This is a genomic window from Streptomyces sp. NPDC001717, from assembly GCF_042892775.1.
Lineage (GTDB): Bacteria > Actinomycetota > Actinomycetes > Streptomycetales > Streptomycetaceae > Streptomyces.
Genome location: NZ_JBIAUK010000052.1, coordinates 1 through 23,362, shown reverse-complemented (window position 1 = coordinate 23,362; position 23,362 = coordinate 1). Strand labels below are relative to the sequence as shown.

Annotated in this window: 21 protein-coding genes; 9 read left to right on the top strand and 12 right to left on the bottom strand. The window is 72.4% G+C overall.

Annotated features, from left to right (window positions below):
• Positions 1-220: 220 nt before the first annotated feature.
• On the bottom strand, positions 221-1,495 hold the full coding sequence (locus ACFYZL_RS39480) for a Bcr/CflA family multidrug efflux MFS transporter (protein ID WP_384758954.1): 1,275 nt from the start codon (positions 1,493-1,495) through the stop codon (positions 221-223).
• Between the two features lie 109 nt (positions 1,496-1,604).
• On the opposite strand from ACFYZL_RS39480, the gene ACFYZL_RS39475 reads away from it, so the two are divergent.
• The 3 genes from ACFYZL_RS39475 (at position 1,605) to ACFYZL_RS39465 (ending at position 3,861) form a co-directional block, all read left to right on the top strand.
• Positions 1,605-2,366: an SDR family oxidoreductase gene (locus ACFYZL_RS39475; protein ID WP_384758957.1), complete on the top strand. Its 762-nt coding sequence runs from the start codon at positions 1,605-1,607 to the stop codon at positions 2,364-2,366.
• 45 nt (positions 2,367-2,411) lie between these two features.
• Complete coding sequence (locus ACFYZL_RS39470) at positions 2,412-3,278, top strand: PhzF family phenazine biosynthesis protein (protein ID WP_388685959.1); 867 nt, start codon at positions 2,412-2,414, stop codon at positions 3,276-3,278.
• Between the two features lie 82 nt (positions 3,279-3,360).
• Positions 3,361-3,861: a GNAT family N-acetyltransferase gene (locus ACFYZL_RS39465; protein WP_388685956.1), complete on the top strand. Its 501-nt coding sequence runs from the start codon at positions 3,361-3,363 to the stop codon at positions 3,859-3,861.
• 137 nt (positions 3,862-3,998) lie between these two features.
• Here the strand turns inward: ACFYZL_RS39465 and efeU are convergent, their stop codons facing one another.
• The 3 genes from efeU to efeO are packed head-to-tail and all read right to left on the bottom strand — an operon-like array spanning position 3,999 to position 7,396.
• Positions 3,999-4,856, bottom strand: a complete 858-nt coding sequence (gene efeU / locus ACFYZL_RS39460) for an iron uptake transporter permease EfeU (protein ID WP_384758845.1) — start codon at positions 4,854-4,856, stop codon at positions 3,999-4,001.
• 55 nt (positions 4,857-4,911) lie between these two features.
• Positions 4,912-6,207: an iron uptake transporter deferrochelatase/peroxidase subunit gene (gene efeB / locus ACFYZL_RS39455; protein WP_384758842.1), complete on the bottom strand. Its 1,296-nt coding sequence runs from the start codon at positions 6,205-6,207 to the stop codon at positions 4,912-4,914.
• 34 nt (positions 6,208-6,241) lie between these two features.
• Positions 6,242-7,396 carry an iron uptake system protein EfeO gene (gene efeO, locus ACFYZL_RS39450; protein WP_384758839.1) on the bottom strand — a complete coding sequence of 385 codons (1,155 nt, stop codon included), beginning with the start codon at positions 7,394-7,396 and terminating at the stop codon, positions 6,242-6,244.
• Positions 7,397-7,740: 344 nt separating this feature from the next.
• Here efeO and ACFYZL_RS39445 point away from each other — a divergent pair, with 344 nt between their 5' ends.
• Entirely contained in the window at positions 7,741-8,421 is a 681-nt protein-coding gene (locus tag ACFYZL_RS39445; protein WP_388685953.1) for a PhzF family phenazine biosynthesis protein, read from the top strand.
• A gap of 165 nt (positions 8,422-8,586) precedes the next feature.
• Here ACFYZL_RS39445 and ACFYZL_RS39440 read toward each other — a convergent pair whose 3' ends face one another.
• Both ACFYZL_RS39440 and map read right to left on the bottom strand, forming a co-directional pair.
• Entirely contained in the window at positions 8,587-9,234 is a 648-nt protein-coding gene (locus tag ACFYZL_RS39440) for a heme oxygenase (biliverdin-producing) (protein ID WP_384729168.1), read from the bottom strand.
• A gap of 130 nt (positions 9,235-9,364) precedes the next feature.
• On the bottom strand, positions 9,365-10,222 hold the full coding sequence (gene map, locus ACFYZL_RS39435; protein WP_384758324.1) for a type I methionyl aminopeptidase: 858 nt from the start codon (positions 10,220-10,222) through the stop codon (positions 9,365-9,367).
• Between the two features lie 82 nt (positions 10,223-10,304).
• On the opposite strand from map, the gene ACFYZL_RS39430 reads away from it, so the two are divergent.
• Positions 10,305-10,541 (top strand): hypothetical protein, encoded by a 237-nt coding sequence (locus ACFYZL_RS39430; protein ID WP_384758321.1) that lies wholly within the window; start codon positions 10,305-10,307, stop codon positions 10,539-10,541.
• 7 nt (positions 10,542-10,548) lie between these two features.
• Here ACFYZL_RS39430 and ACFYZL_RS39425 read toward each other — a convergent pair whose 3' ends face one another.
• The gene (locus tag ACFYZL_RS39425; protein ID WP_384758319.1) at positions 10,549-11,154 is read right to left on the bottom strand and encodes a hypothetical protein; all 606 of its coding nucleotides are present in this window, start codon (positions 11,152-11,154) and stop codon (positions 10,549-10,551) included.
• Between the two features lie 106 nt (positions 11,155-11,260).
• On the opposite strand from ACFYZL_RS39425, the gene npdG reads away from it, so the two are divergent.
• Entirely contained in the window at positions 11,261-11,983 is a 723-nt protein-coding gene (gene npdG, locus ACFYZL_RS39420; protein ID WP_388685948.1) for an NADPH-dependent F420 reductase, read from the top strand.
• A gap of 25 nt (positions 11,984-12,008) precedes the next feature.
• On the opposite strand, the gene ACFYZL_RS39415 is transcribed toward npdG, so the two are convergent.
• Positions 12,009-14,087: a TerD family protein gene (locus tag ACFYZL_RS39415; protein ID WP_388685946.1), complete on the bottom strand. Its 2,079-nt coding sequence runs from the start codon at positions 14,085-14,087 to the stop codon at positions 12,009-12,011.
• Positions 14,088-14,274: 187 nt separating this feature from the next.
• Here ACFYZL_RS39415 and ACFYZL_RS39410 point away from each other — a divergent pair, with 187 nt between their 5' ends.
• Positions 14,275-14,457 (top strand): hypothetical protein, encoded by a 183-nt coding sequence (locus ACFYZL_RS39410; protein ID WP_384581195.1) that lies wholly within the window; start codon positions 14,275-14,277, stop codon positions 14,455-14,457.
• Positions 14,458-14,460: 3 nt separating this feature from the next.
• Here ACFYZL_RS39410 and ACFYZL_RS39405 read toward each other — a convergent pair whose 3' ends face one another.
• Entirely contained in the window at positions 14,461-15,258 is a 798-nt protein-coding gene (locus ACFYZL_RS39405; protein WP_384758312.1) for a site-2 protease family protein, read from the bottom strand.
• A 73-nt stretch (positions 15,259-15,331) separates the two neighbouring features.
• Between ACFYZL_RS39405 and ACFYZL_RS39400 the strand changes: the two genes are divergently transcribed.
• A complete protein-coding gene (locus ACFYZL_RS39400; RefSeq protein WP_388685942.1) occupies positions 15,332-19,033 on the top strand; it encodes a BTAD domain-containing putative transcriptional regulator in 3,702 nt (1,233 codons plus the stop codon).
• Between the two features lie 59 nt (positions 19,034-19,092).
• Here ACFYZL_RS39400 and ACFYZL_RS39395 read toward each other — a convergent pair whose 3' ends face one another.
• The 3 genes from ACFYZL_RS39395 to panB form a co-directional block, all read right to left on the bottom strand.
• Positions 19,093-19,947, bottom strand: coding sequence for an ABC transporter permease (locus ACFYZL_RS39395; RefSeq protein ID WP_388685939.1), 855 nt, complete (start codon positions 19,945-19,947; stop codon positions 19,093-19,095).
• Complete coding sequence (locus tag ACFYZL_RS39390; RefSeq protein ID WP_384746102.1) at positions 19,944-20,945, bottom strand: ATP-binding cassette domain-containing protein; 1,002 nt, start codon at positions 20,943-20,945, stop codon at positions 19,944-19,946. Before ACFYZL_RS39390 ends, ACFYZL_RS39395 begins: the two co-directional genes overlap by 4 nt.
• Before the next feature lie 120 nt (positions 20,946-21,065).
• Positions 21,066-21,944: a 3-methyl-2-oxobutanoate hydroxymethyltransferase gene (gene panB, locus ACFYZL_RS39385; protein WP_384746101.1), complete on the bottom strand. Its 879-nt coding sequence runs from the start codon at positions 21,942-21,944 to the stop codon at positions 21,066-21,068.
• A gap of 299 nt (positions 21,945-22,243) precedes the next feature.
• Between panB and ACFYZL_RS39380 the strand changes: the two genes are divergently transcribed.
• Positions 22,244-23,272 (top strand): endonuclease/exonuclease/phosphatase family protein, encoded by a 1,029-nt coding sequence (locus ACFYZL_RS39380; protein ID WP_384746100.1) that lies wholly within the window; start codon positions 22,244-22,246, stop codon positions 23,270-23,272.
• The last annotated feature ends 90 nt before the right edge of the window (positions 23,273-23,362 follow it).

The window sequence follows — 23,362 nt, the reverse complement described above, 5'->3', positions numbered from 1 at the left end:
GGCGTCGAACGGGCAGGGGCAGCGGACACGTATGACGTGGTGCGTTCGACGCCCTGCGGGGGCGCCCCACCGCACACCCGACCCCGACGGCGCGGCGGTATGGGCGTGGGCCCGCCTCGCCGAGCAGCGGCGTTCGGCGACCCCGCCGGCGCGGGGGTACGGGCGTGGGCCGGCCCGCTGGGCACTGCGGGGGCCGCGCAGTCCGGGCCGCCCCGTGGGGTCAGGGGCGGGGCCGCCAGGGGCGGCAGAGGGCGAGGAAGCAGGTCGTCGCCAGGAGGACGCACGTCAGCTGGACCACGGCCATCGGGACGGCCGTGTCCTCGCCCGCGATGCCGACCAGGGGCGAGGCGATCGCGCCAACGAGGAAGGAGCAGGTGCCGATCAGCGCAGAGGCCGAGCCCGCCGCGTGCGGAGTGCGCATGAGGGCCTGGGCGTTGGTGTTCGGCAGGAGCACGCCCATCGCCGACATCAGTACGAAGAGGGCGACCGCGATCGGGGTGAGGCCCACGGTGCCGAAGACGCCCGTCGACATCAGGAGGAGGGAGACGGCCGCCGCGGTGACGATGGCGAGGCCGACGCTCAGCACCTTGTCCAGGCTGACCCGGCCCACCAGCAGCTTGCCGTTGATCTGGCCGACGGCGATCAGCCCGACGGAGTTGATGCCGAAGAGGAGGCTGAAGGCCTGGGGGGAGGCCCCGTAGATCTCCTGCACCACGAAGGGGGACGCGGAGATGTACGAGAAGAGGACGGCGAAGGCGAAGCCGCCGGTCAGCGTGTAGCCGGTGAAGACGCGGTCGGCCAGGAGGCCCCGCATGGTGCGCAGGGCGGCGCCGACGCCGCCGGTCTGCCGGCGTTCGGCGGGGAGGGTTTCGCCCAGGCTGCGCCACACCGTCAGGGTGAGCGCGATACCGATGGCGGTGAGGACGACGAACACCCCGCGCCAGTCCGAGAAGCGCAGCACCTGGCCGCCGATGAGCGGGGCGACGATCGGGGCCACGCCGGATATGAGCATCAGGGTGGAGAAGAAGCGGGCCATCTCGACGCCGTCGTACAGGTCGCGCACGACGGCCCGGGCGATGACGATCGCGGCCGCGCCGGCCAGTCCCTGGAGCAGCCTGAAGGCGATCAGGAGTTCGGCGGAGGGCGCGAGTGCGCAGATGGCGGTGGCGAGGACGTAGACGACCATGCCGGTGAGCAGCGGGCGGCGGCGGCCCCACTTGTCGCTCATCGGGCCGATGACGAGCTGTCCCAGGGCCATGCCGGCGAGGCAGGCGGTCAGGGTGAGTTGGATGGTCGCGGCGGGGCTGCGCAGGGCGGTGGTGACCTCCGGCAGAGCCGGGAGGTACATGTCCATGGACAGCGGCGGGAGGGCGGTGAGCCCGCCGAGTATGAAGGTGACCAGCAAGCCGGTGCGGCGTGCCGTCGTCAGGGGGACGGAGGGCGATTCGGGCGACGCGGCGCCCGAGGGGGCCGTCGAGGGGCCTCTCTCCGACATACGGGAACTCCAGTCCTCTTGTCTGTTTTTCGCACCCCTGACCGACCCATGCTCTCAGCTATCGGAACGTCCCGGGGCCGGAGCCCGGTGTGACGTAACCTGCGGCCCCATGAACGCAAGTGCCAAGAAGATCGCAGTGGTGACCGGCGCCGGCTCCGGAATCGGCCGTTCCGTGGCCCTGACCCTGGCCGCCGCCGGCTGGGCCGTGGCCGTGGCGGGCCGCCGGATCGAGCCGCTGGAGGAGACCGCGAAGGCGGCGGGCGAGGACGCCGACGTGATGTGCGTGCCGACCGACGTGAGCGACCCGGATGCGGTGAATGCTCTGTTCGAGTCGGTGCGGGGCCGGTACGGGCGCCTCGACCTGCTCTTCAACAACGCCGGAACCTTCGGCCCCGGCGGTGTCCCGCTGGAGGACATCTCCTACGACGCGTGGCGCTCGGTCGTCGATGTCAACCTGACCGGATCCTTCCTGTGCGCGCAGGCCGCCTTCCGCCAGATGAAGGAACAGGACCCCCAGGGCGGCCGGATCATCAACAACGGCTCCATCTCCGCACACGTGCCGCGCCCCCACTCCATCGCCTACACCGCGACCAAGCACGCGATGACCGGCCTGACGAAGGCCCTGTCGCTGGACGGGCGCCCGTACCGCATCGCCTGCGGCCAGATCGACATCGGCAACGCGGCGACCGAGATGACCGAGCGGATGCAGACCGGCATCCTCCAGGCGAACGGGCAGCTGGCCGTCGAGCCGGTGATGGACGCCGCCGACGTGGCGCGCACCGTCCTGCACATGGCGGAGCTGCCGCTGGAGGCGAACGTCCAGTTCGCGACGGTGATGGCGACGACGATGCCGTACATCGGGCGGGGCTGAGCAACCCCGTTGCGCGGCCGCCGGATCGCGGTTGATCATGGCCGGATGACGGACACCGAAGTTCTGCGTTACACCGCCTTCTCCCGGGACCCGGAAGGCGGCAACCCCGCCGGAGTCGTCCTCGACGCCGCCGCGCTCGACGAGGGCGCGATGCTGGAGATCGCCGCCGAGCTGGGCTACAGCGAGACGGCCTTCCTGACCGACCCGCCCGAGGGGCTCGGCGGTGAACCGGGCCGTGCCTTCTCCGTGCGCTACTTCAGCCCGAAGACGGAGGTGCCGTTCTGCGGGCACGCCACGGTGGCCACCGCCGTGGCGCTCGGGGAGCGGATCGGCCCGGGTGAGCTGGTCTTCGCCACCCGGGCGGGCACGGTCCCGGTGTCCGTGACCGAGTCACCCGGCGGAGGGCTGCGGGCCACGCTGACCAGCGTCGAACCCCGGGTGGAAGAGATCGGTGCCGAGGACCTGGGGGAGGCGCTGGCCGCCCTGGGCTGGCCCGCGGCGGACCTGGATCCGGCGTTCCCTGCCCGGATCGCCTACGCGGGTGCGCGCCACCTCGTGCTCGGTGCGGCCACCCGGGCCCGGCTCGCGGACCTCGACTACGACTTCGCCCGGCTGGAGGCCCTGATGCGGCGCCTCGACCTCGTCACCGTCCAGTTGGTGCACCGCGCGGGCCCGGCGGAGTTCCACGTACGGAACCCCTTCCCGGTCGGCGGAGTCGTCGAGGACCCGGCCACGGGCGCCGCCGCGGCCGCCTTCGGGGCGTACGCGCGCGAGCTCGGGCTGGTCCCCGAGGAGGCCGTCCTCACCCTGCACCAGGGAGAGGACATGGGCCGTCCCGGAGTGCTCACGGTGGAACTGCGCGCGGGCGACCCCCGGGTGAGGGTCGCCGGCGAGGGCGCGCGGATCGCGTGAACGGGTGTGGCGCCACTGCGGCGGCTCCGCCCCCGACCCCCGGCCCGCGGATCGCGGGCGGAGCACCGAGGAGGGCGCGGGCGTGAAGGTGATCCGGTTCGCGGAGGCGGACGTTCCCGGGGCGCTGGCGCGGCAGGTCGCGGACCTGGAGGAGGCGGCCTGGCCGGGGTCCACACCCGGGCACGACCCGCTGCTCGCGCCGCGCGCCCTGCTGCTGGTGCACGCCGACGGCACCGTCCTCGCCTCGCTGGCGCTGCTGTTCAAGGAGGTCCCGCTCGCGGGGCGGACGTACCGCGCGGCCGGGCTCAGCGCGGTCGTGACGCGGGCGGCCCTGCGCGGCAAGGGACACGGCGGCCGGCTGGTCCGGGCGGCCCGCGCCGCACTGGCGGCGGACCCGGCCGTGGACCTGGCGCTGTTCAGCTGCGACCGCCCGCTGGTCCCCTTCTACGAGGCGGCCGGATTCGAGGGGCTGCCCCGGCACCGTGCTGGTCGGCGGCACCCCGCAGGAGCCGCTCGGCACCGACGGACCGGGCTTCGACAAGGAGGTCCTGGCCGCCTTCTTCACGGACGCCCGGGAGCGTGACCGGGCGGCCTTCACCGGGGCCCGGGTCCCGCTGTACCCGGGGCTGATCGACCGGTTGTGGTGACGGTGGCACGCGAACGGGCCGTGGAGGCCGCCATTGCGGCGGCCTCCACGGCCCGTTCGGTCGTTCCGGCCCGTCAGCCGGCCTGCTGCTCGGCCCCCGCGGCCGCGGGCTGCGGCTTCGGGGCGGCCGGGCGCTTCGAGTCGTAGAAGAACAGCGCCAGCACCGGCACCAGGTACAGCGCCCACACCGACAGCTGGATGACCGTGGGGTCCGGCTGGAAGTTGAAGACGCCCTTGAGCAGGGTCCCGTACCAGCTGTCCGGCGGGACGGTGGCGCTGATGTCGAAGGCCTTGTCGCCCAGACCGCCCAGGAAGCGGGCCTCCTGGAGGTCGTGGACCCCGTACGCGAGCACGCCCGCGGCCACGACCACGAGCATGGCGCCGGTCCACTTGAAGAACTTCGCCAGGTTGATCTTCAGGGCGCCCCGGTAGAAGAGCCAGCCCAGCACGATCGCCGTCGCGATGCCGAGGAGCACCCCGATCAGCGGGGCCGAGGAGCCCTCGCCGCTCGCGCGTACGGACGCCCACACGAACAGCGCGGTCTCCAGGCCCTCGCGGCCCACGGCCAGGAAGGCCGTGGCGACGAGCGCGCCGGTGCCCATGGCGAGCGCCGTGTCCAGCTTGCCGTGCAGCTCGGCCTTCAGGTGCCGCGCGGTGCGCTTCATCCAGAAGACCATCCACGTCACCAGGCCCACCGAGATGATGGAGAGGCTGCCGCCGAGCAGCTCCTGCGCCTCGAAGGTCAGCTCCTGGGTGCCGAATTCGAGCATCGCGCCGAAGGTGAGCGAGAGCGCGCAGGCGATCCCGATGCCGAGCCACACGGGACGCAGGGCGTCCCGGCGCTCGGTCTTCACCAGGTACGCGACGAGGATGCAGACGACCAGGCTGGCCTCCAGCCCCTCGCGCAGGCCGATCAGATAGTTGCCGAACACGGCGGTGGTTCCTCTCCGGGATCTCCGGGCCCTACGGGCGGTACGACGACGGGGACTACGCGAACAGCGTCCGGCCCCACCAGTCGTCCTTGTCGCGGACGCCCGGCGGGACGGCGAAGATCGCCGAGCTCACGTGCTGGATGTACTCGTTCAGTGCGTCGTTCTTCGACAGCCGGCGCTGGAGCGGGACGAAGCCCTTGCGGACGTCCCGCTGGTAGGCGATGAAGAACAGGCCCGCGTCGAGGCGACCCAGCCCGTCCGTGCCGTCGGTGAAGGAGTAGCCGCGGCGCAGGATGGTCGCGCCGTCGTTGCTGTCGGGGTGCGCGAGGCGGACGTGCGAGTCGGGCTTCATCGCCTTCAGGAACGGCTCGTCGCGCTCCTTCGACTTGCCGACCGGGGCGCCCTCGCCCTTGTCGCGGCCGAAGATGTCCTCCTGCTCCTGCAGGGGGGTGCGGTCCCACGTCTCGATGTGCATCCGGATGCGCCGGGAGACCAGGTACGAGCCGCCGGTCATCCAGTCGCTGCCGTCGCCGGAGCCGACCCACACGTGCTTGGCGAGGGCCGCGTCGTCGGTGCCCGAGATGTTCCGGGTGCCGTCCTTGAAGCCCATCATGTTGCGCGGGGTCTGCGCGTCCGGCGTGGTCGACGAGGTCTTGCCGAAGCCGAGCTGCGACCAGCGCACCGCGACCTTGCCGAAGCCGATGCGGGCCAGCTGGCGGATCGCGTGCACGGCGACCTGCGGGTCGTCGGCGCAGGCCTGGACGCAGATGTCGCCGCCGGAGCGGGCCGGGTCGAGGTTGTCGCCGGGGAACAGCTCCAGGTCGATCAGAGCGTCGGGGCGCTTGCCCTCCAGCCCGAACCGGTCCTTGGCGAACAGGCCCGGTCCGAAGCCGATGGTCAGGGTGAGGCGGGAGGCCTTCAGGCCCAGGGCCTCGCCGGTGTCGTCCGGCGGGGCCTCCGGGAGACCGCCGAAGCCGCCCTCGCCGACCGGGAGGCCGGCCGTCATGCGGCGGGCCGCCTCGGTCCAGTCCTTCAGGAGCTTGATCAGCTCGTCACGGCTCTTCGTCTTCACGTCGAAGGCCGCGAAGTGCAGACGGTCCTGCACGGCGCTCGCGATACCGGCCTGGTGATCACCGTGGAACGGCACGGCCGCACCGGCCGCGGCCGCCGAGACCATGTCCGAACCGCCGCCGAACGCGGCCGCCGCACCGCCGGCCGCCGCCGCGCCGAGCGCGAGCCCGGCCCCGCCCCAGCCCAGGACCGCGCGCCGCGAGGGCGTGGCCGCGGCCGTGGACTCGCCGGCCTCCTGCTGTTCCGGCTGCTGCTGCGCCGCCGACTCGGACTCGCTCATGGTGGTCTCCCGCCTCCTTCGACTCTGCCGTGACTTACTTCGTGACCGCGGCGGCGAGCTTGGACAGCGGCTCACCGAGGGCGGAGACGGCGTCCGAGAGCTCCTTGCGCTCCGCGTCGCCGACCTTGTCGTAGGAGGTGAAGTCGTAGCTCGCCTTGTCGGCGCGGTACTTGTCGAGCAGGACCGACATCGCCCCGAACTGGGTCTCCAGCTGCTTGGTGAGCTCCGGGTCGGACTTCGAGACGATCGGCTTCAGGACCTCGAAGGCCTCCTGGGCACCCTCGACGTTCGCCTTGAAGTCGACCAGGTCGGTGTGGGAGTAGCGCTCCTCCTCGCCCGTGACCTTGCCGCTGGCGACCTCGTCGAGGAGCTCCTTGGCGCCGTTCGCGATGGAGCTGGGGGTGATCTCCGCCGAGCCGACCTTCTTCTGCCAGTCGGTCAGGTCCGTGATCAGGGTGTCGGCGAGCTTCTTGTCGTTGTCGTCGATCTTGTTGTCGGCCCACAGGGACTTCTCCAGGCGGTGCCAGCCCGTCCAGTCCTTCGCCGGGTCCTGGCCGGCCTCCAGGCCGTCCTCGCGGACGTCGACCTTCGGGTCGATGTCACCGAAGGACTCGGCGACCGGCTCCGTGCGCTCCCAGCCGATGCGGGAGGCGGCGTACAGCTTCTTCGCGGTCTCGATGTCGCCGGCCTTGACGGCGTCGGCGAAGGCCTGCGCCTTGGGGAGGGTCTCCTCGGCCTGCTTGACCACGTACGCGCGGTAGGCGGCGACGGCGGCGTCCGCCTCGGGGCTGCGCTTGTCGGCGGCGGCGCCCTTGCCGGTGGCCTTGATCTTCTGCGAGATGCCGTCGCCCTTCATGCCGGGCTTGCAGACGATCTCGTAGTCGCCCGCCTTGATCTCGGCGGTGATGGAGGCCTTGGTGCCGGGGCCGATGTTCTCGCGCTCGGTCACGATGCGGGCGTCCGGGAAGAGGACGTAGACCTCGGTGACCTTGGAGCCCTTGTTCTCGACGTCGATCGTGACCTTGCCCGCCGGGAACTCCTTCTTCGACACGTCGCAGGCGCTGTCGGAGGCCGCCACCTTGATCGCGCCGTCGCCGCCCGCGTCGCTCTTCTGGGAGCAGCCGGTGACGGCGGTCAGGGCAGCCGCCACGGAGGCGGCGGCGATGACGGTGAGGCGGGCGGGGCGCATGCGGGCTCCTGGGCGTCGGACGAATCGGGCCGTCCCAAGGGGGAGAGGCCGGTGAGGCGGACCTAACTTAACCGAGGCTTACCTGACCAATACCCACTCGTCCAGTGATTCAGCTCTCACCTTTCGGCCATGGACACGGCGCCATTACGGCCACTCCATGACGGCCCCATGGAAAGGTCAAGCGGAGGTCAAGCCGCAGCGACCGTTCCGTACTGCGGAATCCGTCGTTCCCCGTACGGGAACCGCACGCGGGGCCGGTGTGCCGGGTGGGGCGGCGGAGGGCCGTCCGATTGCGCCGCCGTTCGGCCCCGCGGGGCGGGCGGAGGCCGTGCTTGAATGCCCGCGTGAACGATCTCGACGTGTTGAAGGTCTTCTGTGCGGGCGACGGCCGCTTCGGCAACCTGCTCGGTGTCGTACGCGACGGCCGGAGCTGCCCCGACGACACGTCACGGCAGGCCCTCGCCGCCGAACTGGGCTACAGCGAGACGGTCTTCGTCGACGACCCCGAGCGCGGGATCGTCGACATCCGCACCCCCGGCACGCGGATGTCCTTCGCCGGACACCCGCTGGTGGGCCTCGCGTGGCTGCTGGACATCGAGGAGCTCCAGCCGCCGGTCGGCTCCGTGTGGGCCCGTGACGACGGGGAGTTCACCTGGATCACGGCCCGCCCCGAGTGGGTCGAGGGCAAGCGCACCGAGCAGTTCGCGTCCGTCGCCGAAGTGGAGGCGCTGCCCGCCCCGCCGCCGGGCGAGGGCTGGCTGTACGCGTGGGCCTGGGAGGACGAGACCGCCGGCCGGGTACGGGCCCGCGGCTTCCCGCGCCGTCCCGACGGGATCATCGCCGAGGACGAGGCCACGGGCTCGGCCGCGATCCTGCTGACCGCCGAACTGAACCGCGCCCTGAACATCACCCAGGGCGCGGGCTCCCAGATCCTCACGGCGCCCGGCCCGGACGGCACGGTCGAGATCGGCGGCCGCGTCCGCTTCGCGGCGCAGCCGGGCACCGTCGGCCCCGTCGGCGTTTGAGGAAGGGGACACCCCCGGCGGTGGCCGGGGGATGGCCCGGGCGGAGCCCGGTGCCCGGCGGAGCCGGGTTCCCCGGGGCTCCGCCCGGGCCCCCGAGTCCCGAACGCCGGGGGCTACCGGTGGGAGATGCTCCCGCGCGGGGTCGGGTCCGCCTCCCCGGAGGGGCTACGCGCTGAGCGGGAACTGTTCGCCGAGCTCGCGGAAGACGGCGCCGTTGAAGTCGAAGGCGCGCTTGCACTCGTCGATGATGCGCTGCTTCTCCAGGTCGTCCGCGGCGATCGCGTCCAGCAGCTCGCGGTAGACGCGCTTGAAGGCGGCCGGGTTGGAGATGTCCGCGAAGACGTAGAAGCGGACGCCGTCGCCCTTGCGCTCGAAGCCCCAGGTGCGCTCCGCCTTGTCGCGGATGATCTGGCCGCCGGAGAGGTCGCCCAGGTAGCGCGTGTAGTGGTGGGCGACGTACCCGCCCGGCCACTCGGCCGCGCACTCGGCGACCCGGGCGGCGTAGGCCTCCGTCGCCGGCAGGGCCGAGACCGAGGAGCGCCAGTCGGGGCCCAGCAGGTGGGCGAGGTCGCGCTCGATCTCGGCGACGCGCATCAGCTCGGGCCGGATGAACGGGCCGGCGACCGGGTCGTCCCTGAGGGACTCGGCGGCGTCCTCCAGCGCCCGGTACACGAACCACAGCTGCTCGGTGTAGCGGGTGTACGCGTCGACCCCGAGCCGTCCGCCCAGCAGGTCGCTCATGAAGGTCGAGGTCTCCGCTTCGGTGTGCTGCTCGTGCGAGGCGACGCGGATGACCGTAGAGAAAGCGTCCAAGACCGACCTCCAGGAAGCGGAAACAGGCGTGACGGCGAGGCCGCCACGCCTGATCCTCCTGCTGAGGTTCGCCTAAGTCAACGGGTTCCCGACGCCTTGTCGGTAAAAAGGGAGCCGCCTCGCCGGGCCGCTAGGGCAGGGTCAGGATCTCCGCCCCGCTGTCCGTCACCACCAGGGTGTGCTCGAACTGCGCCGTCCGCTTGCGGTCCTTCGTCACGACGGTCCAGCCGTCCTCCCACATGTCGTACTCGTGGGTGCCTAGGGTCAGCATCGGCTCGATGGTGAAGGTCATCCCGGGCTCGATGACGGTGGTGGCGTGCGGGCTGTCGTAGTGCGGGATGATCAGGCCGGAGTGGAAGGACGAGTTGATGCCGTGGCCGGTGAAGTCACGGACCACGCCGTAGCCGAAGCGCTTCGCGTACGACTCGATGACCCGGCCGATGATGTTGATCTGACGGCCCGGCTTGACGGCCTTGATGGCCCGGTTCAGCGACTCGCGGGTCCGCTCCACCAGCAGCCGCGACTCCTCGTCCACCTCCCCGCACAGGTAGGTGGCGTTGTTGTCGCCGTGGACCCCGCCGATGTACGCGGTCACGTCGAGGTTCACGATGTCGCCGTCCCGCAGGACGGTGGAGTCGGGGATGCCGTGGCAGATGACCTCGTTGACCGAGGAGCACAGGGACTTCGGGAAGCCCCGGTAGCCGAGGGTCGACGGGTAGGCGCCGTGATCGCACATGTACTCGTGCGCGACCCGGTCCAGCTCGTCGGTGGTCACCCCCGGGGCGATCAGCTTGGCGGCCTCCTCCATCGCCTGGGCGGCGATCCGGCCGGCGATGCGCATGGCCTCGATGGTCTCGGCCGACTGCACCTCCGGTCCGGTGTACGGCGTGGGCATGGGCTTGCCCACGTACTCGGGCCGGCGGATGTTTCCGGGAACGGAACGGGCGGGAGAGAGCTCGCCTGGTACGAGCAGCGACTGGCCAGACATGCATGCGAGTGTATCCAGCGGGGATGGGGCAGCATGGCGACAGAGATCGTTCGGCAGCGGTATCGAGAGGAGCCCAAGAGCGATGGCCCTGTTCAAGAAACGCCAGGTGGGCAAACCGGGCGAGTGGTACTACTGCCTGGTCCACAAGAAGGTCGAGGAAGGCCCCGAGTGCCCCGCCAAGGACCGCTTCGGTCCGTACGGGAGCCCCGAGGAGGCCGCCCACGCCATGGAGTCGGCGCAGGAACGCAACCTCGAATGGCAGAACGACCCCAAGTGGAACGACAAGTCCCGCGAGGAGGACGAGGGCACGACGACCTGACGTCCGGTCACCAGCGGCTGGGCGGCGGTGCGGTCAGCTGATCGGCCAGCCGTGCCAGCCGGTCCCGGAAGCGACGCGGCCCGCGCTGCACCGGCAGGCTGTTCTCCCCGGCGGCCGCGCTGACCAGGTGCTGCACGGTGTCCAGATCCAGCTCGGCGGCCCCGTCCGGCACCGACAGCGCGTCGTGCGCCAGCGTGCCCAGATCCGGGTCCCCGCCGTCCAGGGACAGTACGGTCGCCCCCGCGCGCCGGGCGTCGTGCACCCGCTCCAGCAGCCCCGCGCCCGGCTCCCGCGGGGCCACCACCAGCAGCGTGTGCCCGCGCCGGGCCGCCTCCAGCCGGCTCAGCCCGACCGACAGGTGCGGCGGCTCCCCGGGCAGGACCCGGTGGCGTACCAGCGTGGGCGCCAGCTGCGGCAGACCCGACCAGGCCGCCTCGTCCACCAGGTGCGCCGCCAGGTGCCAGGGCTCGTAGCTCTCGGTCCCCACCAGCAGCAGGTTCCCGCCGGCGGGCACCACGGAACGCCGCAGCACCCCGGCGAAGCGCCGCGCGGCCCCCGGCCACTGCGTTCCGGCGAGCACCTCCCGCAGCAGCGCGACTCTCACGGCATCCATACGCGGCATCCTGCCGTATGGGCGGCGCGAATGTGACCGCTTCCCACCGCTTCCTCCCCCTTCCCGGCCCTTCGACTGTCGCCTACTCGGCAGTACCCTCGCCCCCATGACTTCCTCGACTTCCTCGACTTCCTCAGACATCACGCAGAAGCCGCCGGCCAAGGACCCCTGGGAGCTCCCGGACGTCTCCGGCCTCGTCGTCGGCGTCCTCGGCGGCACCGGCGACCAGGGCCGCGGCCTCGCCTACCGGCTCGCCCGGGCGGGCCAGAAGGTGATCATCGGCTCCCGCGCCGCCGACCGCGCGCGGACCGCGGCCGAGGAGTTGGGCCTCGGCGTCGAAGGGGCCGACAACGCCGAATGCGCGCGCCGCAGCGACATCGTCATCGTCGCCGTGCCGTGGGAGGGCCACGCCAAGACCCTCGAAGCCCTGCGCGAGGACCTCGCGGGCAAGCTCGTCGTCGACTGCGTCAACCCGCTCGGCTTCGACAAGCAGGGCGCGTACGCCCTCCAGGTCGAGGAAGGCAGCGCCGCCCAGCAGGCCGCAGCCCTGCTCCCGGACTCCCGGGTCACCGCCGCCTTCCACCACCTCTCGGCGGTCCTCCTCCAGGACGAGACCATCGACGAGATCGACACCGACGTGATGGTCCTCGGCGAATCCCGCGCCGACACGGACCTCGTCCAGGCCCTCGCCGCCCGCATCCCGGGCATGCGCGGAGTCTTCGCGGGCCGCCTGCGCAACGCCCACCAGGTCGAATCCCTGGTCGCCAACCTGATCTCGACGAACCGCCGCTACAAGGCCCACGCGGGCCTCCGCATCACGGACGTCTGACCCCGCCTGGGGCCCGCCGCCGGGCTCAGCCCCGGCGGCCGGGGCGCGACCCGGCCGAGCTCAGGTGCGCCACCACACCCTGGTGGAAGCGGTCCACGGCGTCGTCGACGCTGCGGATGAACCCAGACTCCGTATTGCCGCGGCCGGCTCCCATTCCCTTGATCAGGGTCAGTCGGAATCCGGTGAGCGGTGCCCCGTCCCTCGGCAGCAGATCGCCGGGCTCGGGGCGCAGCCGCTCCAGCGTGCCGCGGGGCCCGTTCCCCTCGGCGACGAGGCTCTGCACGTGCAGGTCCGCCGGGGCCTCGGCGAGCAGCCGCAGTAGCCGCTTGACGATGACCAGCGGGTACGAGCCCTCCGGCGCGGGGACGTCCACGGACGTGCGCACCTTCCCGGTCCGCAGATCGGCGACGACGGCGATGACGTTGCTGGTTCCCTCGATGCGCAGCTCGGCGGAGAGCCGCCCTTCCGTGCACAGTCGCTCCGCCGCCGCGACCCGGCGGGCCTGCGCATCGCTGCCCCGACGGGTGCGCTGGACGGGTAGGGCCTTCTGCCCGAGCTCCCCGCCCAGACGCAGGCAGACCTGGCGGACGAGCCGCTCCCAGCTCTCCACGACCTCGACGGCACGGCCGTCGCCGAGGTCGATGGTCTCGTCCTCGATGCCGTTGCGGACCGGTACCCAGGCGGGGCCCATGTTCTGGAACCCGTGGCAGCCGGAGTTCTCGTGCTGGAGGTACGCCAGGAGTTCCTGGAGGAGCCAGGCGTGGGCGGGATTGCCCACGCCCTCGTGGTGAATCAGCATCTGCGCCTGGTGGGCGACCTCGGCCCACGACAGGTGCCAGAGGCCCACTTTGTGCTTGCGTCGTCCGTCGACCTTGATGTCGACCATCGCGGTGCCTTCGAGGGCCACGTCGTTGGAGAGGGTGATCACGGCCTCGTAGCCGCGGCGCGCGGCGATGTCCATGTACGCCTGCACCTGCTCGGCCTTGAGCGGGTTGCCGTTCGTCTTCGTCTCCACGAGCGCCGTCCAGAGCTTCCCGGCCCGCTCCACGCGGATCACGCCGTCCGGCCGCTTCGGGGTGTCGCCGTGCGGGAGGGGGACCTCGGTGAAGGTCTGCATCCGTCCGGCGGGCGCACCGAACGCGGCGGTGAGGCGGCGGCCGAACTCCGGGACCTGCTCCATGACGGACAGCAGTACGGAGGTGGCCCGGACCTCGCGCTCCCTGTCGCTCTTGAGGGTCGGGACCGGGAAGAGTCGAGCGGGCCGCCAGCCGTCGTTCTCCGCAAGGGACTTCTTGGCCGCCCTGGGCAGGGTGGTCTTCTTCTTGGTCGTGCGCGGGGCACGGCCGCGGGTCTGGGCGGGCACGGCGGCATTGGGTTCGGCGGCATCGGGCTCGGCGGGGGTGGGCTCGGCTGAGGAAGCGGGCAGGCTCGGTGCGGCGGGTCCGGCAGGTACGACCTCGGGGACCTCGGCCTTCGGGCTTCCTGCGGCCTCCGCTTCCGCGAGGGCTCCGGGTTCCTCGGCCCCTCCGGCCTCCGCGAGCGCGCCCGGCTCGTCGGCCTCCTCCAGGACGGTGATGCCGAAGTCCGTGGCCAGACCGGCAAGACCCGTCTCGTAGCCCTGTCCCACGGCGCGGAACTTCCACTCCTCGCCCCGCCGGTACAGCTCGCCGAAGATGAAGGCCGTCTCCACGCTCGCGTCCTCGATGGAGAACCCGACCAGCGGCTCGCCCGAGCGGTCCGCGACGGTCATCCGCAGGTCGTCGAGGTCGCCGAACGACGCGTCACCGTACTGGCTGGCCGCCACCACGATGCGTACGACGTCCTGCGGCACCGCCGCCAGGTCCACGCCGATGCGGTCCTCGTCGCCGTTCTCGGTCGGCGTCTTGCCGAGGAGCTGCACGCTCCCGTCGGCCGCGGCGGGGTTGTTGTAGAAGTAGAAGTCGTTCTCGGTGCGGACCTTGCCGTTCTCGTCCAGCAGCAGTACGGACACGTCGGCGTCCCCGGCGCCGGTGGCACTGGTCCAGCTCAGACTCACGACGACCGAACCGGCGTCCTCGCTGAGGGCGGTCAGGCTGACGTTCGCACCCTTGACGATCTCTTGCATGTGTTCCCCCCGGCTCAGCGTGTACCGGCGAACCGTAAACTCCGAGCCATGTGGAACATCGGGTAAAGACGAAATTGGCCGAATGTGATCCCTCGCCCGATCCGCCCCGTCCTTACGGGAGCACTGCGGGGCATGGGGGACACTGGGAGGGCTCGACCGCCTTCAGTGTTTCCGAGGAGTTCTCCCCATGCCCCGCCTTGCCGTCTTCGCCGTCGTCGTCTGCGTCCTCGCGACCGCCGCGGCCGTCGTCGCCTTCGTCCAGGGGAACTACATCGGGATCGTGTGGGTGCTGCTCGCGGGCCTCACGTCGAACATGGCCTGGTACTACCAGCGCAAGGCGAAGGCCGAGAAGGCGGCGCGCAGTTCGTAGTCGCTAGCGCGGGACCGCGCACAGGCCGTTGGTGTCCTGCCAGAAGCGGTAGAGGTCGCGGCCGCAGTACGTCTCCAGGTCCGAGACGCCGAGGCCGGACAGTACGCCGCTCACCGCGTTGAAGAAGACGGCGTTGACCTCCGGGATCCACAGGAGGGCGAAGACCACGATCAGGCCGAACGGCGCCAGCGGTTCCACCTGGCGGCGGACGCCGTACGAGAGCCACGGCTCGATGATTCCGTAGCCGTCCAGGCCCGGTACCGGCAGGAAGTTCAGGATCGCCGCCGAGACCTGGAGCAGGGCGAGGAAGGCCAGCGCGAAGCGGAAGGGCCACGGGACGCCGTCGAGGGCGTCCAGCCAGAACGGGGCCGTGCAGACGACGGCGAAGGCCACGTTGGTCAGCGGGCCCGCCGCAGAGATGAGGCTGTGCTTCCAGCGGCCCTGGATCCGGCCGCGCTCGATGTACACGGCGCCGCCGGGCAGGCCCAGGCCACCCATGATCACGAACAGCACCGGCAGGATGATGCTCAGCAGCGCGTGCGTGTACTTGAGCGGGTTCAGCGTCAGGTAGCCCTTGGCCCCCACCGTCAGGTCGCCGCCGTGCAGGGCGGTGCGGGCGTGCGCGTACTCGTGCAGGCAGAGGGAGACGACCCACGCCGAGGTCACGAAGAGGAAGACGGCGAGGCCGGTGCTCGTCGCGTACTGGGTCCACACCGCCCAGCCGGTGACCGCCATGACGGCGACGATGCCGAGGAACACGGAACTGATGCGCCGCTCGTCGCGGCTGCCCTGATGACCCATGCGGCGAAACCTATCCCGGGTGCGGGACGGAAATGCAGTCGGGGCCGGGGGCCGCTACGGGGACAATGGGCCGGTGCATTACGCGATCCTCGGCACCACCCAGGCCATCCGCGACGACGGGACCCCCGTCGCCGTCGGCGGCGCACGCCTGCGGGCGCTGCTGACCGCGCTCGCGCTGCGCCCGGGGCGGGTGGTGCAGGCGCACCTCCTGGTCGACCAGGTGTGGGACGGCGACCCGCCGGCCGACGCCGTGGCCGCCCTCCAGGCCCTGGTCGCGCGGCTGCGGCGGGCGCTGGGGCACGGGGCGGTGCGCTCCGCGGACGGCGGCTACCAGCTGGCCGCCGAGCGGGAGGACGTCGACCTGTACCGCTTCGAGCGGCTCGCACGGGGCGGGGAGGAGGCGCTGGCCGCGGGGGACGCCGCCAAGGCCGCCGCCCTGTACGAGGAGGGCCTCGCCCTGTGGCGCGGACCCGCGCTCGCGGACCTGCCCGACCCGGCCGCCGAGGCCGCGCGCTGGGAGGCCGTACGGTCCGACGCGCGCCGGGGCCGGCTCGCCGCGGCCCTCGCTCTGGGCCGGGCCGAGCAGGCCCTGCCCGAGCTGACCGCCCTGTGCGCGCGGCAGCCGCTGGACGAACCGCTCCAGGCCCTGCGGATCCGCGCCCTGCGCGACGCGGGCCGCCCGGCGGAGGCGCTGGCCGCGTACGACGCCGTCCGCCGCGACCTCGCCGACCGCCTGGGCGCGGACCCCGGCCCGGCGCTGCGCGCCCTGCACGCGGAACTCCTGTCCCCGCCGCAGCCCTGGCCGGGGGCCCGGGGCACCGACTCCGGCTGGTCCGGGGCGCAGCCCCCGACCCCGGGCGGCCCCGGAGCCCAGGCCCCGTACCCCGGTGCCCACGCCGGGCCCGGGTCGCACGCCCCGTACCCCGGTCCCGGCGCGGCCGGGCAGCCGGACCCCGCCCGGTCCGGGGCGCAGCCCCCGGGCGGGGGCGGGTCGGGGCACGGACCGTACACCTCCGCAGCCGCGGGGAGCGGACATCCGGGCCAGGTGCCCGGCACCGCGGGTGTCGTCGGCGGGTCCGGGGTGCGGGGCCCGGCCGGCGCGGCCGCAGGGCAGGGCGGGGACCCGTACGCCGGGCATCCGGCGCAGCCGGGGCAGGCGCCCGCCGGTGCCGCGGCCGGGCAGGGCGGGGACCCCTACCCCGGTCATGGCCCGGCCGCCGGGCCCGGCGGCGGCTCGTACCAGGCCCCGCAGCAGGGCAACCTGAGGGCCCGGCTGACCACCTTCGTGGGCCGCGAGGACGACATCGGGGTCATCGGGGACGACCTCGCGCGGGCCCGGCTCGTCACCCTGCTCGGGCCCGGCGGGGCCGGGAAGACGCGGCTGTCGCAGGAGGCCGCCGAGGCGCACCTCGTCCGCGGGCACTGGCCCGACGGGGTGTGGCTCGTGGAGCTGGCCCCGGTGGACGATCCGGACGACGTCGCCGAAGCCGCGCTCGCCGCGCTCGGGGCCCGCGAGACCAAGCTGCGCGGCGCCGCCACCGAGGAACTGCGGGTGCTGACCGACCGCCACGGCGACGACCCCCTCGACCGGCTCGCCGAGCACTGCGCGCGCCGCCGGCTCCTGCTGCTGCTCGACAACTGCGAGCACGTCGTCGACGCCGCCGCCCGGCTCGCCGAGGAGCTCCTGGCCCGCTGCCCCGGCGTGCAGATCCTCGCCACCAGCCGCGAACCCCTCGGGGTGCCGGGGGAGACCCTGCGGCCCGTCGAGCCGCTGCCCGACCCGGTCGCGCTGCGGCTCCTCGGCGACCGCGGCGCCGCCGCCCGCCCCGGGTTCCGCGCCGACGACGACCCGGCCGCCGCCGCGGAGATCTGCCGCCGCCTCGACGGTCTGCCGCTCGCCATCGAGCTCGCCGCGGCCCGGCTCCGACTGCTCACGCCGCGTCAGATCGCCGACCGGCTCGACGACCGCTTCCGGCTGCTGACCAGCGGCGCCCGTACCGTCCTGCCCCGCCAGCAGACCCTGCGGGCCGTCGTCGACTGGTCCTGGGAGCTGTTGGACGAGCCGGAGCGAACGGTGCTCCGCCGGCTCTCCGTCTTCGCCGGCGGCTGCGACCTCGCCGCCGCCGAGGACGTCTGCGCGGACGCCGCGTACGAGGTCGCGGACGTGCTCGGCTCCCTCGTCGACAAGTCCCTCGTCGTCGCCGCCCCCGGAGCGGACGGCTCCGCCATGCGCTACCGGCTGCTGGAGACCGTCGGCGAGTACGCCGCCGAGCAGCTCACCGCGGCCGGCACCGACCGCGCCGACACCGAACGCCGCCACCTCGTCCACTACCGCGAACTCGCCCGCACCTGCGAGCCGCTGCTGCGCGGCCGCGGCCAGCGCGCGGCCGCCGACCGGCTCGCCTCCGAGTACGAGAACCTGCGCACCGCCCTGCGCCGCGCCGTCGCCGCCCGCGACGCCGACGAGGTGCTGTGCCTGATCCACTCCCTCGGCTGGTACTGGCACATGCACGACCTGCGCGCCGAGTCCCGGCACTGGGCCGAGGCCGCCGCGGCCCTCGGGCCCGACCCCTTCACGCCGCCCTTCGTACCCGCCGAGCCCGTGTACGAGCGGCTCGTGGACAGCCCGCCCCCGTACGACGGCGAACTGCTCGCCGAGGCCTGGCGTGCCGTCCACCTGGTCCGGCTGGCGGCCCGCGACCAGACCAACGAGAACTGGAACACCCCGGAGGTGCGGGCCCTGGTCGAAGGGGTGATCGCCGTCTACCGGCCCGGACTCCCGCAGACCTGCCGGACCCCCGCCTCCCTCTGGATCTACGCGGTCATGATCCTGGGGGATCCGGGGTTGCTCAAACGGGTCATCGACGAGACCGTCGAGGCCGCCCGCGCGCTCGGCTACGCCTGGGAGCTCGGCTCGGCCCTCCAGTTGCGCGCCAACGTCCTCGCCAACCGCGCCGACTGGGCCGGCGACGCCTCCCGCGACGCCGAGGAGAGCCTGGCCGTCTTCCGGGAACTCGGGGACGACTGGGGCTGCGCCGAGGCACTCTCCGCGCGGGCCGAGGCCCGCGAGAAGCGCGGCCAGTACGACCTGGCCACGCAGGACTACCGGGCGGCGATCGAGCACGCCGAACGCCTCGGGGCCAAGGCGCAGGTGACGGTGCTGCGGGTGCGGATGGCCGGGAACCTCGCCGAGATGGGCCGGCTGGAGGAGGCCGAGACCATCCTCTCCGGGATCGTCGCCGCCCCGCAGGACTACGGCAACGAGGCCATGCCCGCCGCCCGGATGTTCCTCGCCGGAGTCCTCGGCCGCACCGGCCGCAGGGACGAGGCCCGCGCCCAGATCCAGACGCTGCGCGACGAGTTCGCCTTCGGCGCGTACGCCCTCTTCGACGGCTTCCTGCTCGGCACGATGGCCTGGCTCGACAACGAGGACGGCCGTTACGAGGAGGCGCTGGAGGGGCTCCGACAAGCCCTGGCCGCGGTGCAGGACCCGCTCGCCGCCATGGTCGCCCCGCAGATGGAGGCCGTCTACCTGATGACCGCGGGCCTCTCCCTGGCCTCCCTCGGCGGCCGGCGGCGCACGTACGACGCGGCCCGGCTGCTCGGCGCGTACCGTACGCACCTGCCGCCCGCGCACGTCCCCGTCACCACGGAACGCGCGGACGCCGCCCGTGCCGAGGAGTTGGCACGGGCGGCGCTGGGTGATGCCGACTTCGAGGCGGCGTACGCCGAGGGCGGCGGCCTCACCCTGGAGGAAGCCGCCGCCCTGGTCTGACCCGGCCCCCGGTCAGGGGCCCGTCCGGGACGCGATCCGAACGGACCGGCCGACCCGGATCAGGTCTTCTGGCGGAACTTGCGGACCGCGAGGGGCATGGTGACCGCCGTGATGGCGAGCGACCAGCCCAGCGTCATCCACACGGAGTGGCCCACGGGAGTGCCGTTGATCAGGGCGCGCGCCGCGTCCGCGAGGTTGGACAGCGGGTTGTAGTCGGTGAAGGACTGCAGCCAGCCCGGCATGGTGGTCGGCGGGGCGAAGATCGAGCTGCCGAACTGCAGCGGCATCAGGACCAGCATCGCCATGCCCTGGACGGCCTGCGCCGTCTTCATGGTCAGACCGAGCAGGATGAAGATCCACATCAGCGAGGCGCCGAAGACGGCGGACAGGCCGATGGAGTAGAAGAGGTCCAGCACCGAGCCCTTGATCGACAGGCCCAGGATGAAGCCGACGGTCAGCAGGATCGCGATGGCGACCAGCATGCGGCCGACCTCGACGACGATCTTCGCGAGGAGCACGGAGGACCGGGCGATCGGCATGGACCGGAAGCGGTCCATGACGCCCTTCTTGAAGTCGTCGTTGACGCCGGTGCCCACCGCCATCGAGATGTTCATGCCCATCATGGCCATCAGGCCCGGGATGACGTAGTTGACGTACGCCTCCTGGTTGCCCTTGCCGGAGATCGCGCCGCCGAAGACGAACACGAAGAGCAGGGTGAAGATGATCGGCATGAGCACGGCGTCGAACATCGACTCCGGGTCCTGCTTGATCTGGAGCGCGTTGCGGCGCACGAGCGCGCCGATGTGGCGCAGGTTGGCCCGCAGGCCGATCCGGCCCTCGCCGGGCAGGGGGCCCGCACCGGCCGCCGGGGCGGCCGCGGCGTCGGCGGGCTTCGTCGTGGTTACGGTGCTCATGCCGCGACCTCCTCGGGGGTCTCGATGGTGGGCTTCTGGCCGGTGATCGACAGGAACACCTCGTCCAGGCTGGGCAGGTACGTGCCGAGGTCGGCGATCGCGTACCCGCGGGCGGCCAGCAGGCCGACGACGGCGGTCAGCTGCTCGTCGCTCAGGATCGGGACCAGCAGCACGCCCTCGTCCGGGACGGCCTGCGTGCCCGCCACCCCGTCGAGACCGGCCTCGGCCAGCGAGCGGGCCATGCCCGGCAGGTCGGAGGCGTCCACGGGACGGATCTTCAGGGTGCGGCCGCCGACGCGGGCCTTCAGCTCGTCGACCTTGCCGTTGGCGATGACCTTGCCGCGGTCGATGACCGTCAGCTCGCTCGCGAGCTGCTCGGCCTCCTCCATGTACTGGGTGGTGAGCAGGACGGTGGCCCCCTCGGCGACCATCCGCTGCACCTCGTCCCACACCTCGTTGCGGGTGCGGGGGTCCAGACCGGTGGTCGGCTCGTCCAGGTACAGCACGGCCGGGTTGCCGATCATGGAGGCGGCCAGGTCGAGCCGACGGCGCATGCCGCCGGAGTAGTGCATCGCGGCCTTCTTGGAGGCCTCGGTGAGGGAGAAGCGCTCCAGCAGCTCGTCGGCGCGCGACCGGGCGTCCTTGCGGGACAGGTCCAGCAGCCGGCCGATCATGTAGAGGTTCTCCCAGCCGGAGAGCTTCTCGTCGACCGAGGCGTACTGGCCGGTGAGGCCGATGGTGCGGCGCAGCTGCCGCGGCTGGCGGACCACGTCGAAGCCCGCGACCGTCGCCGTGCCGGCATCCGGGGCGATCAGGGTGGACAGGCAGCGGACCAGGGTGGTCTTGCCGGCGCCGTTCGGTCCGAGGACCCCGAGGACCGTGCCCTCGCGGACGTCCAGGTCGACCCCGTCGAGCGCCTTGGTGTCGCCGTAGTGCTTCACCAGCCCCCGCACTTCGACGGCGTTGGTGTTCTTGTCGTTTCGCGTCATGTCCACCATGGGACCAGGCGCCACTGACAAAGCACCGACAGCCGACCGACAGCCCGCCGACACGCAGACGACAGCCCGCCGACGTGACGTCGGCGGGCTGTCGGTACTGCTTCGCGACGGGCACGTCCGTCAGTGGAAGGCGTGCTCCGCCTGCGGGAACGTTCCGCCGACCACGTCCTCCGCGAAGGCCTTCGCCGCGTCGTTCATGGTCTGCCGGAGGTTCGCGTACTGCTTGACGAACTTCGGCATCTTCCCGCCGGTCAGGCCCATCATGTCGGTCCACACCAGCACCTGCGCGTCGCACTCCGCGCCCGCGCCGATGCCGACCGTCGGGATGTGCAGGGACCGGGTGACCTCGGCGGCCAGCTCGGCCGGGACCAGCTCCAGCACCACCGCGAACGCGCCCGCGTCCTGAGCGGCCTTCGCGTCGCGCAACAGCTGGTGCGCGGCCTCGTCGCCGCGGCCCTGGACCCGGTAGCCCATGGCGTTGACGGACTGCGGCGTCAGCCCCAGGTGTGACATGACGGGGATGCCGGACTGCACGATCAGCTCGGTCTGGGCCAGCGAGCGCTCGCCGCCCTCCAGCTTCACCGCTCCGACTCCGGCCTCCTTCACGAGGCGGGTGGCGCTGCGCAGCGCCTGGACGGGGCCCTCCTGGTACGAACCGAACGGCATGTCGCCGACGACCAGCGACCGGCTCGTGCCGCGTACGACGGCGGCCGACAGCATGGTCATCTGGTCCATCGTCACCGGAACGGTGGTGTCGTAGCCCAGGTGGCAGTTGCCCATGGAGTCGCCGACGAGGATCACCGGGATACCGGCCTGGTCGAAGACGGAGGCCGTCATCGCGTCGTAGGCGGTGAGCATGGGCCACTTCTCGCCGCGTTCCTTGGCGAGGGTCAGGTCGCGGACGGTGATGCGCCGGGTGCCCGTGCCTCCGTACAGCGTGCGCGGGTCCGACGAGGGCGCTGCTGCGGGTTCGCGGGCAGGCGAAACGGCGTGCGTCATTGCAACTGCTCCTTGTGTCATCTCGAGGCGCCCTTACGGCGTCCCCGGACTCACCCACCATGGTGGCATCCGCGTGCCCAAAGGCGGAAGTGCTGCGCGGAGCGCGCCGGGCGCGGAGGATGCAATGTGCGCGTTTCGTGACAAGCGCAGGCAAGCGGAACCCGTGCCGCACGGCCGTTCGTCCTCCGGAACGAACGGCCGCTCCGAGCGGCCGTGACGCAGGGCACGGAAAGGCTCCGGTCATCGCCTAGGGTCAAGGGGCGGGGACGGAGCGCGAGCACGGCAGTGAGGGCAGTGGCATGGCACAGGCGTACATGACGGAGTCGGGGAACGGCGGCTCGGAGCCCGAGCCCTCCGGGTCCCGCTTCCGGCGCCGGCTGGCCGAACTGCGCAAAGACCCCGGAATCTGGCGCCGCGGCCTGGTCCTGGCCGCGATCGCGGTGCTGATCTGCCTGGTCATGGTGTTCCACGCGCAGCTGCCCAACGACGTGGGCAACCTCGGCAGCCTCACCGAGACCTTCCTTCCCTGGCTGGGGCTGGCCGTCCCGCTGCTGCTGGTCGGGGCGGTCCTGCGGAAGTCCGCGACCGCGCTGATCGCGATACTGCTGACGGCCGCGGTGTGGGTGAACATCTTCGGCGGCCTGGTCACCGACAAGTCCGGCCCCGGCGGCAACCTCGTCGTCGCCACCCACAACGTCGACGCCGACAACCCCGACCCGCGCGGCACCGCCCAGTCCATCGCGAAGTCCGGGGCCGACGTACTGGCCCTGACCGAGCTCAAGGGCAGCGTCGTCCCCGTCTACGAGAAGGTCCTGGCGGGCACGTACAAGTACCACTCGGTCGAGGGCACCGTCGGGGTGTGGAGCAAGTACCCGCTGTCCGCGAGCCGGCCGGTGGACATCAAGCTGGGCTGGACGCGGGCCATGCGCGTCACCGTCGACACCGCCCAGGGCCAGGTGGCCGTCTTCGTCGCCCACCTGCCCTCCGTCCGGGTCAAGCTGAACGCCGGCTTCACCGCCAACCAGCGCGACAACAGCGCCGACGCGCTGGGCGCCGCGCTCGCCGCGGACCCGCTGAAGAAGGCCATCCTGCTCGGCGATCTCAACGGCACCATGAACGACCGCTCGCTGTCCGAGGTCACCTCGCAGATGCGCTCCACGCAGGGCGCGGCCGGCGACGGCTTCGGCTTCAGCTGGCCCGCCCAGTTCCCGATGGCCCGCATCGACCAGATCATGGTCCGCGGGATCGAACCGGAGGCGTCCTGGACCCTGCCCCGCACGGGCAGCGACCACCTGCCGGTCGCGGCGCGCGTGACCGTCGGTCCCTAGTAGGACTCCGTTAGGTTGTTCTTGATCTTGGGATGGAGTAGGGCTTGCTGGTGAGGGGCCGGTGGCAGGTCGTGCAGACGCCGGTCCAGC

Bases quoted from the DNA above. Each gene is read 5' to 3' on its own strand.
- ACFYZL_RS39480 (WP_384758954.1), bottom strand. From the start codon at position 1,495: ATGTCGGAGAGAGGCCCCTCGACGGCCCCCTCGGGCGCCGCGTCGCCC.
- ACFYZL_RS39475 (WP_384758957.1), top strand. From the start codon at position 1,605: ATGAACGCAAGTGCCAAGAAGATCGCAGTGGTGACCGGCGCCGGCTCC.
- ACFYZL_RS39470 (WP_388685959.1), top strand. From the start codon at position 2,412: ATGACGGACACCGAAGTTCTGCGTTACACCGCCTTCTCCCGGGACCCG.
- efeB (WP_384758842.1), bottom strand. From the start codon at position 6,207: ATGAGCGAGTCCGAGTCGGCGGCGCAGCAGCAGCCGGAACAGCAGGAG.
- efeO (WP_384758839.1), bottom strand. From the start codon at position 7,396: ATGCGCCCCGCCCGCCTCACCGTCATCGCCGCCGCCTCCGTGGCGGCT.
- map (WP_384758324.1), bottom strand. From the start codon at position 10,222: ATGTCTGGCCAGTCGCTGCTCGTACCAGGCGAGCTCTCTCCCGCCCGT.
- ACFYZL_RS39430 (WP_384758321.1), top strand. From the start codon at position 10,305: ATGGCCCTGTTCAAGAAACGCCAGGTGGGCAAACCGGGCGAGTGGTAC.
- ACFYZL_RS39425 (WP_384758319.1), bottom strand. From the start codon at position 11,154: ATGGATGCCGTGAGAGTCGCGCTGCTGCGGGAGGTGCTCGCCGGAACG.
- npdG (WP_388685948.1), top strand. From the start codon at position 11,261: ATGACTTCCTCGACTTCCTCGACTTCCTCAGACATCACGCAGAAGCCG.
- ACFYZL_RS39415 (WP_388685946.1), bottom strand. From the start codon at position 14,087: ATGCAAGAGATCGTCAAGGGTGCGAACGTCAGCCTGACCGCCCTCAGC.
- ACFYZL_RS39410 (WP_384581195.1), top strand. From the start codon at position 14,275: ATGCCCCGCCTTGCCGTCTTCGCCGTCGTCGTCTGCGTCCTCGCGACC.
- ACFYZL_RS39405 (WP_384758312.1), bottom strand. From the start codon at position 15,258: ATGGGTCATCAGGGCAGCCGCGACGAGCGGCGCATCAGTTCCGTGTTC.
- ACFYZL_RS39395 (WP_388685939.1), bottom strand. From the start codon at position 19,947: ATGAGCACCGTAACCACGACGAAGCCCGCCGACGCCGCGGCCGCCCCG.
- ACFYZL_RS39390 (WP_384746102.1), bottom strand. From the start codon at position 20,945: ATGGTGGACATGACGCGAAACGACAAGAACACCAACGCCGTCGAAGTG.
- panB (WP_384746101.1), bottom strand. From the start codon at position 21,944: ATGACGCACGCCGTTTCGCCTGCCCGCGAACCCGCAGCAGCGCCCTCG.
- ACFYZL_RS39380 (WP_384746100.1), top strand. From the start codon at position 22,244: ATGGCACAGGCGTACATGACGGAGTCGGGGAACGGCGGCTCGGAGCCC.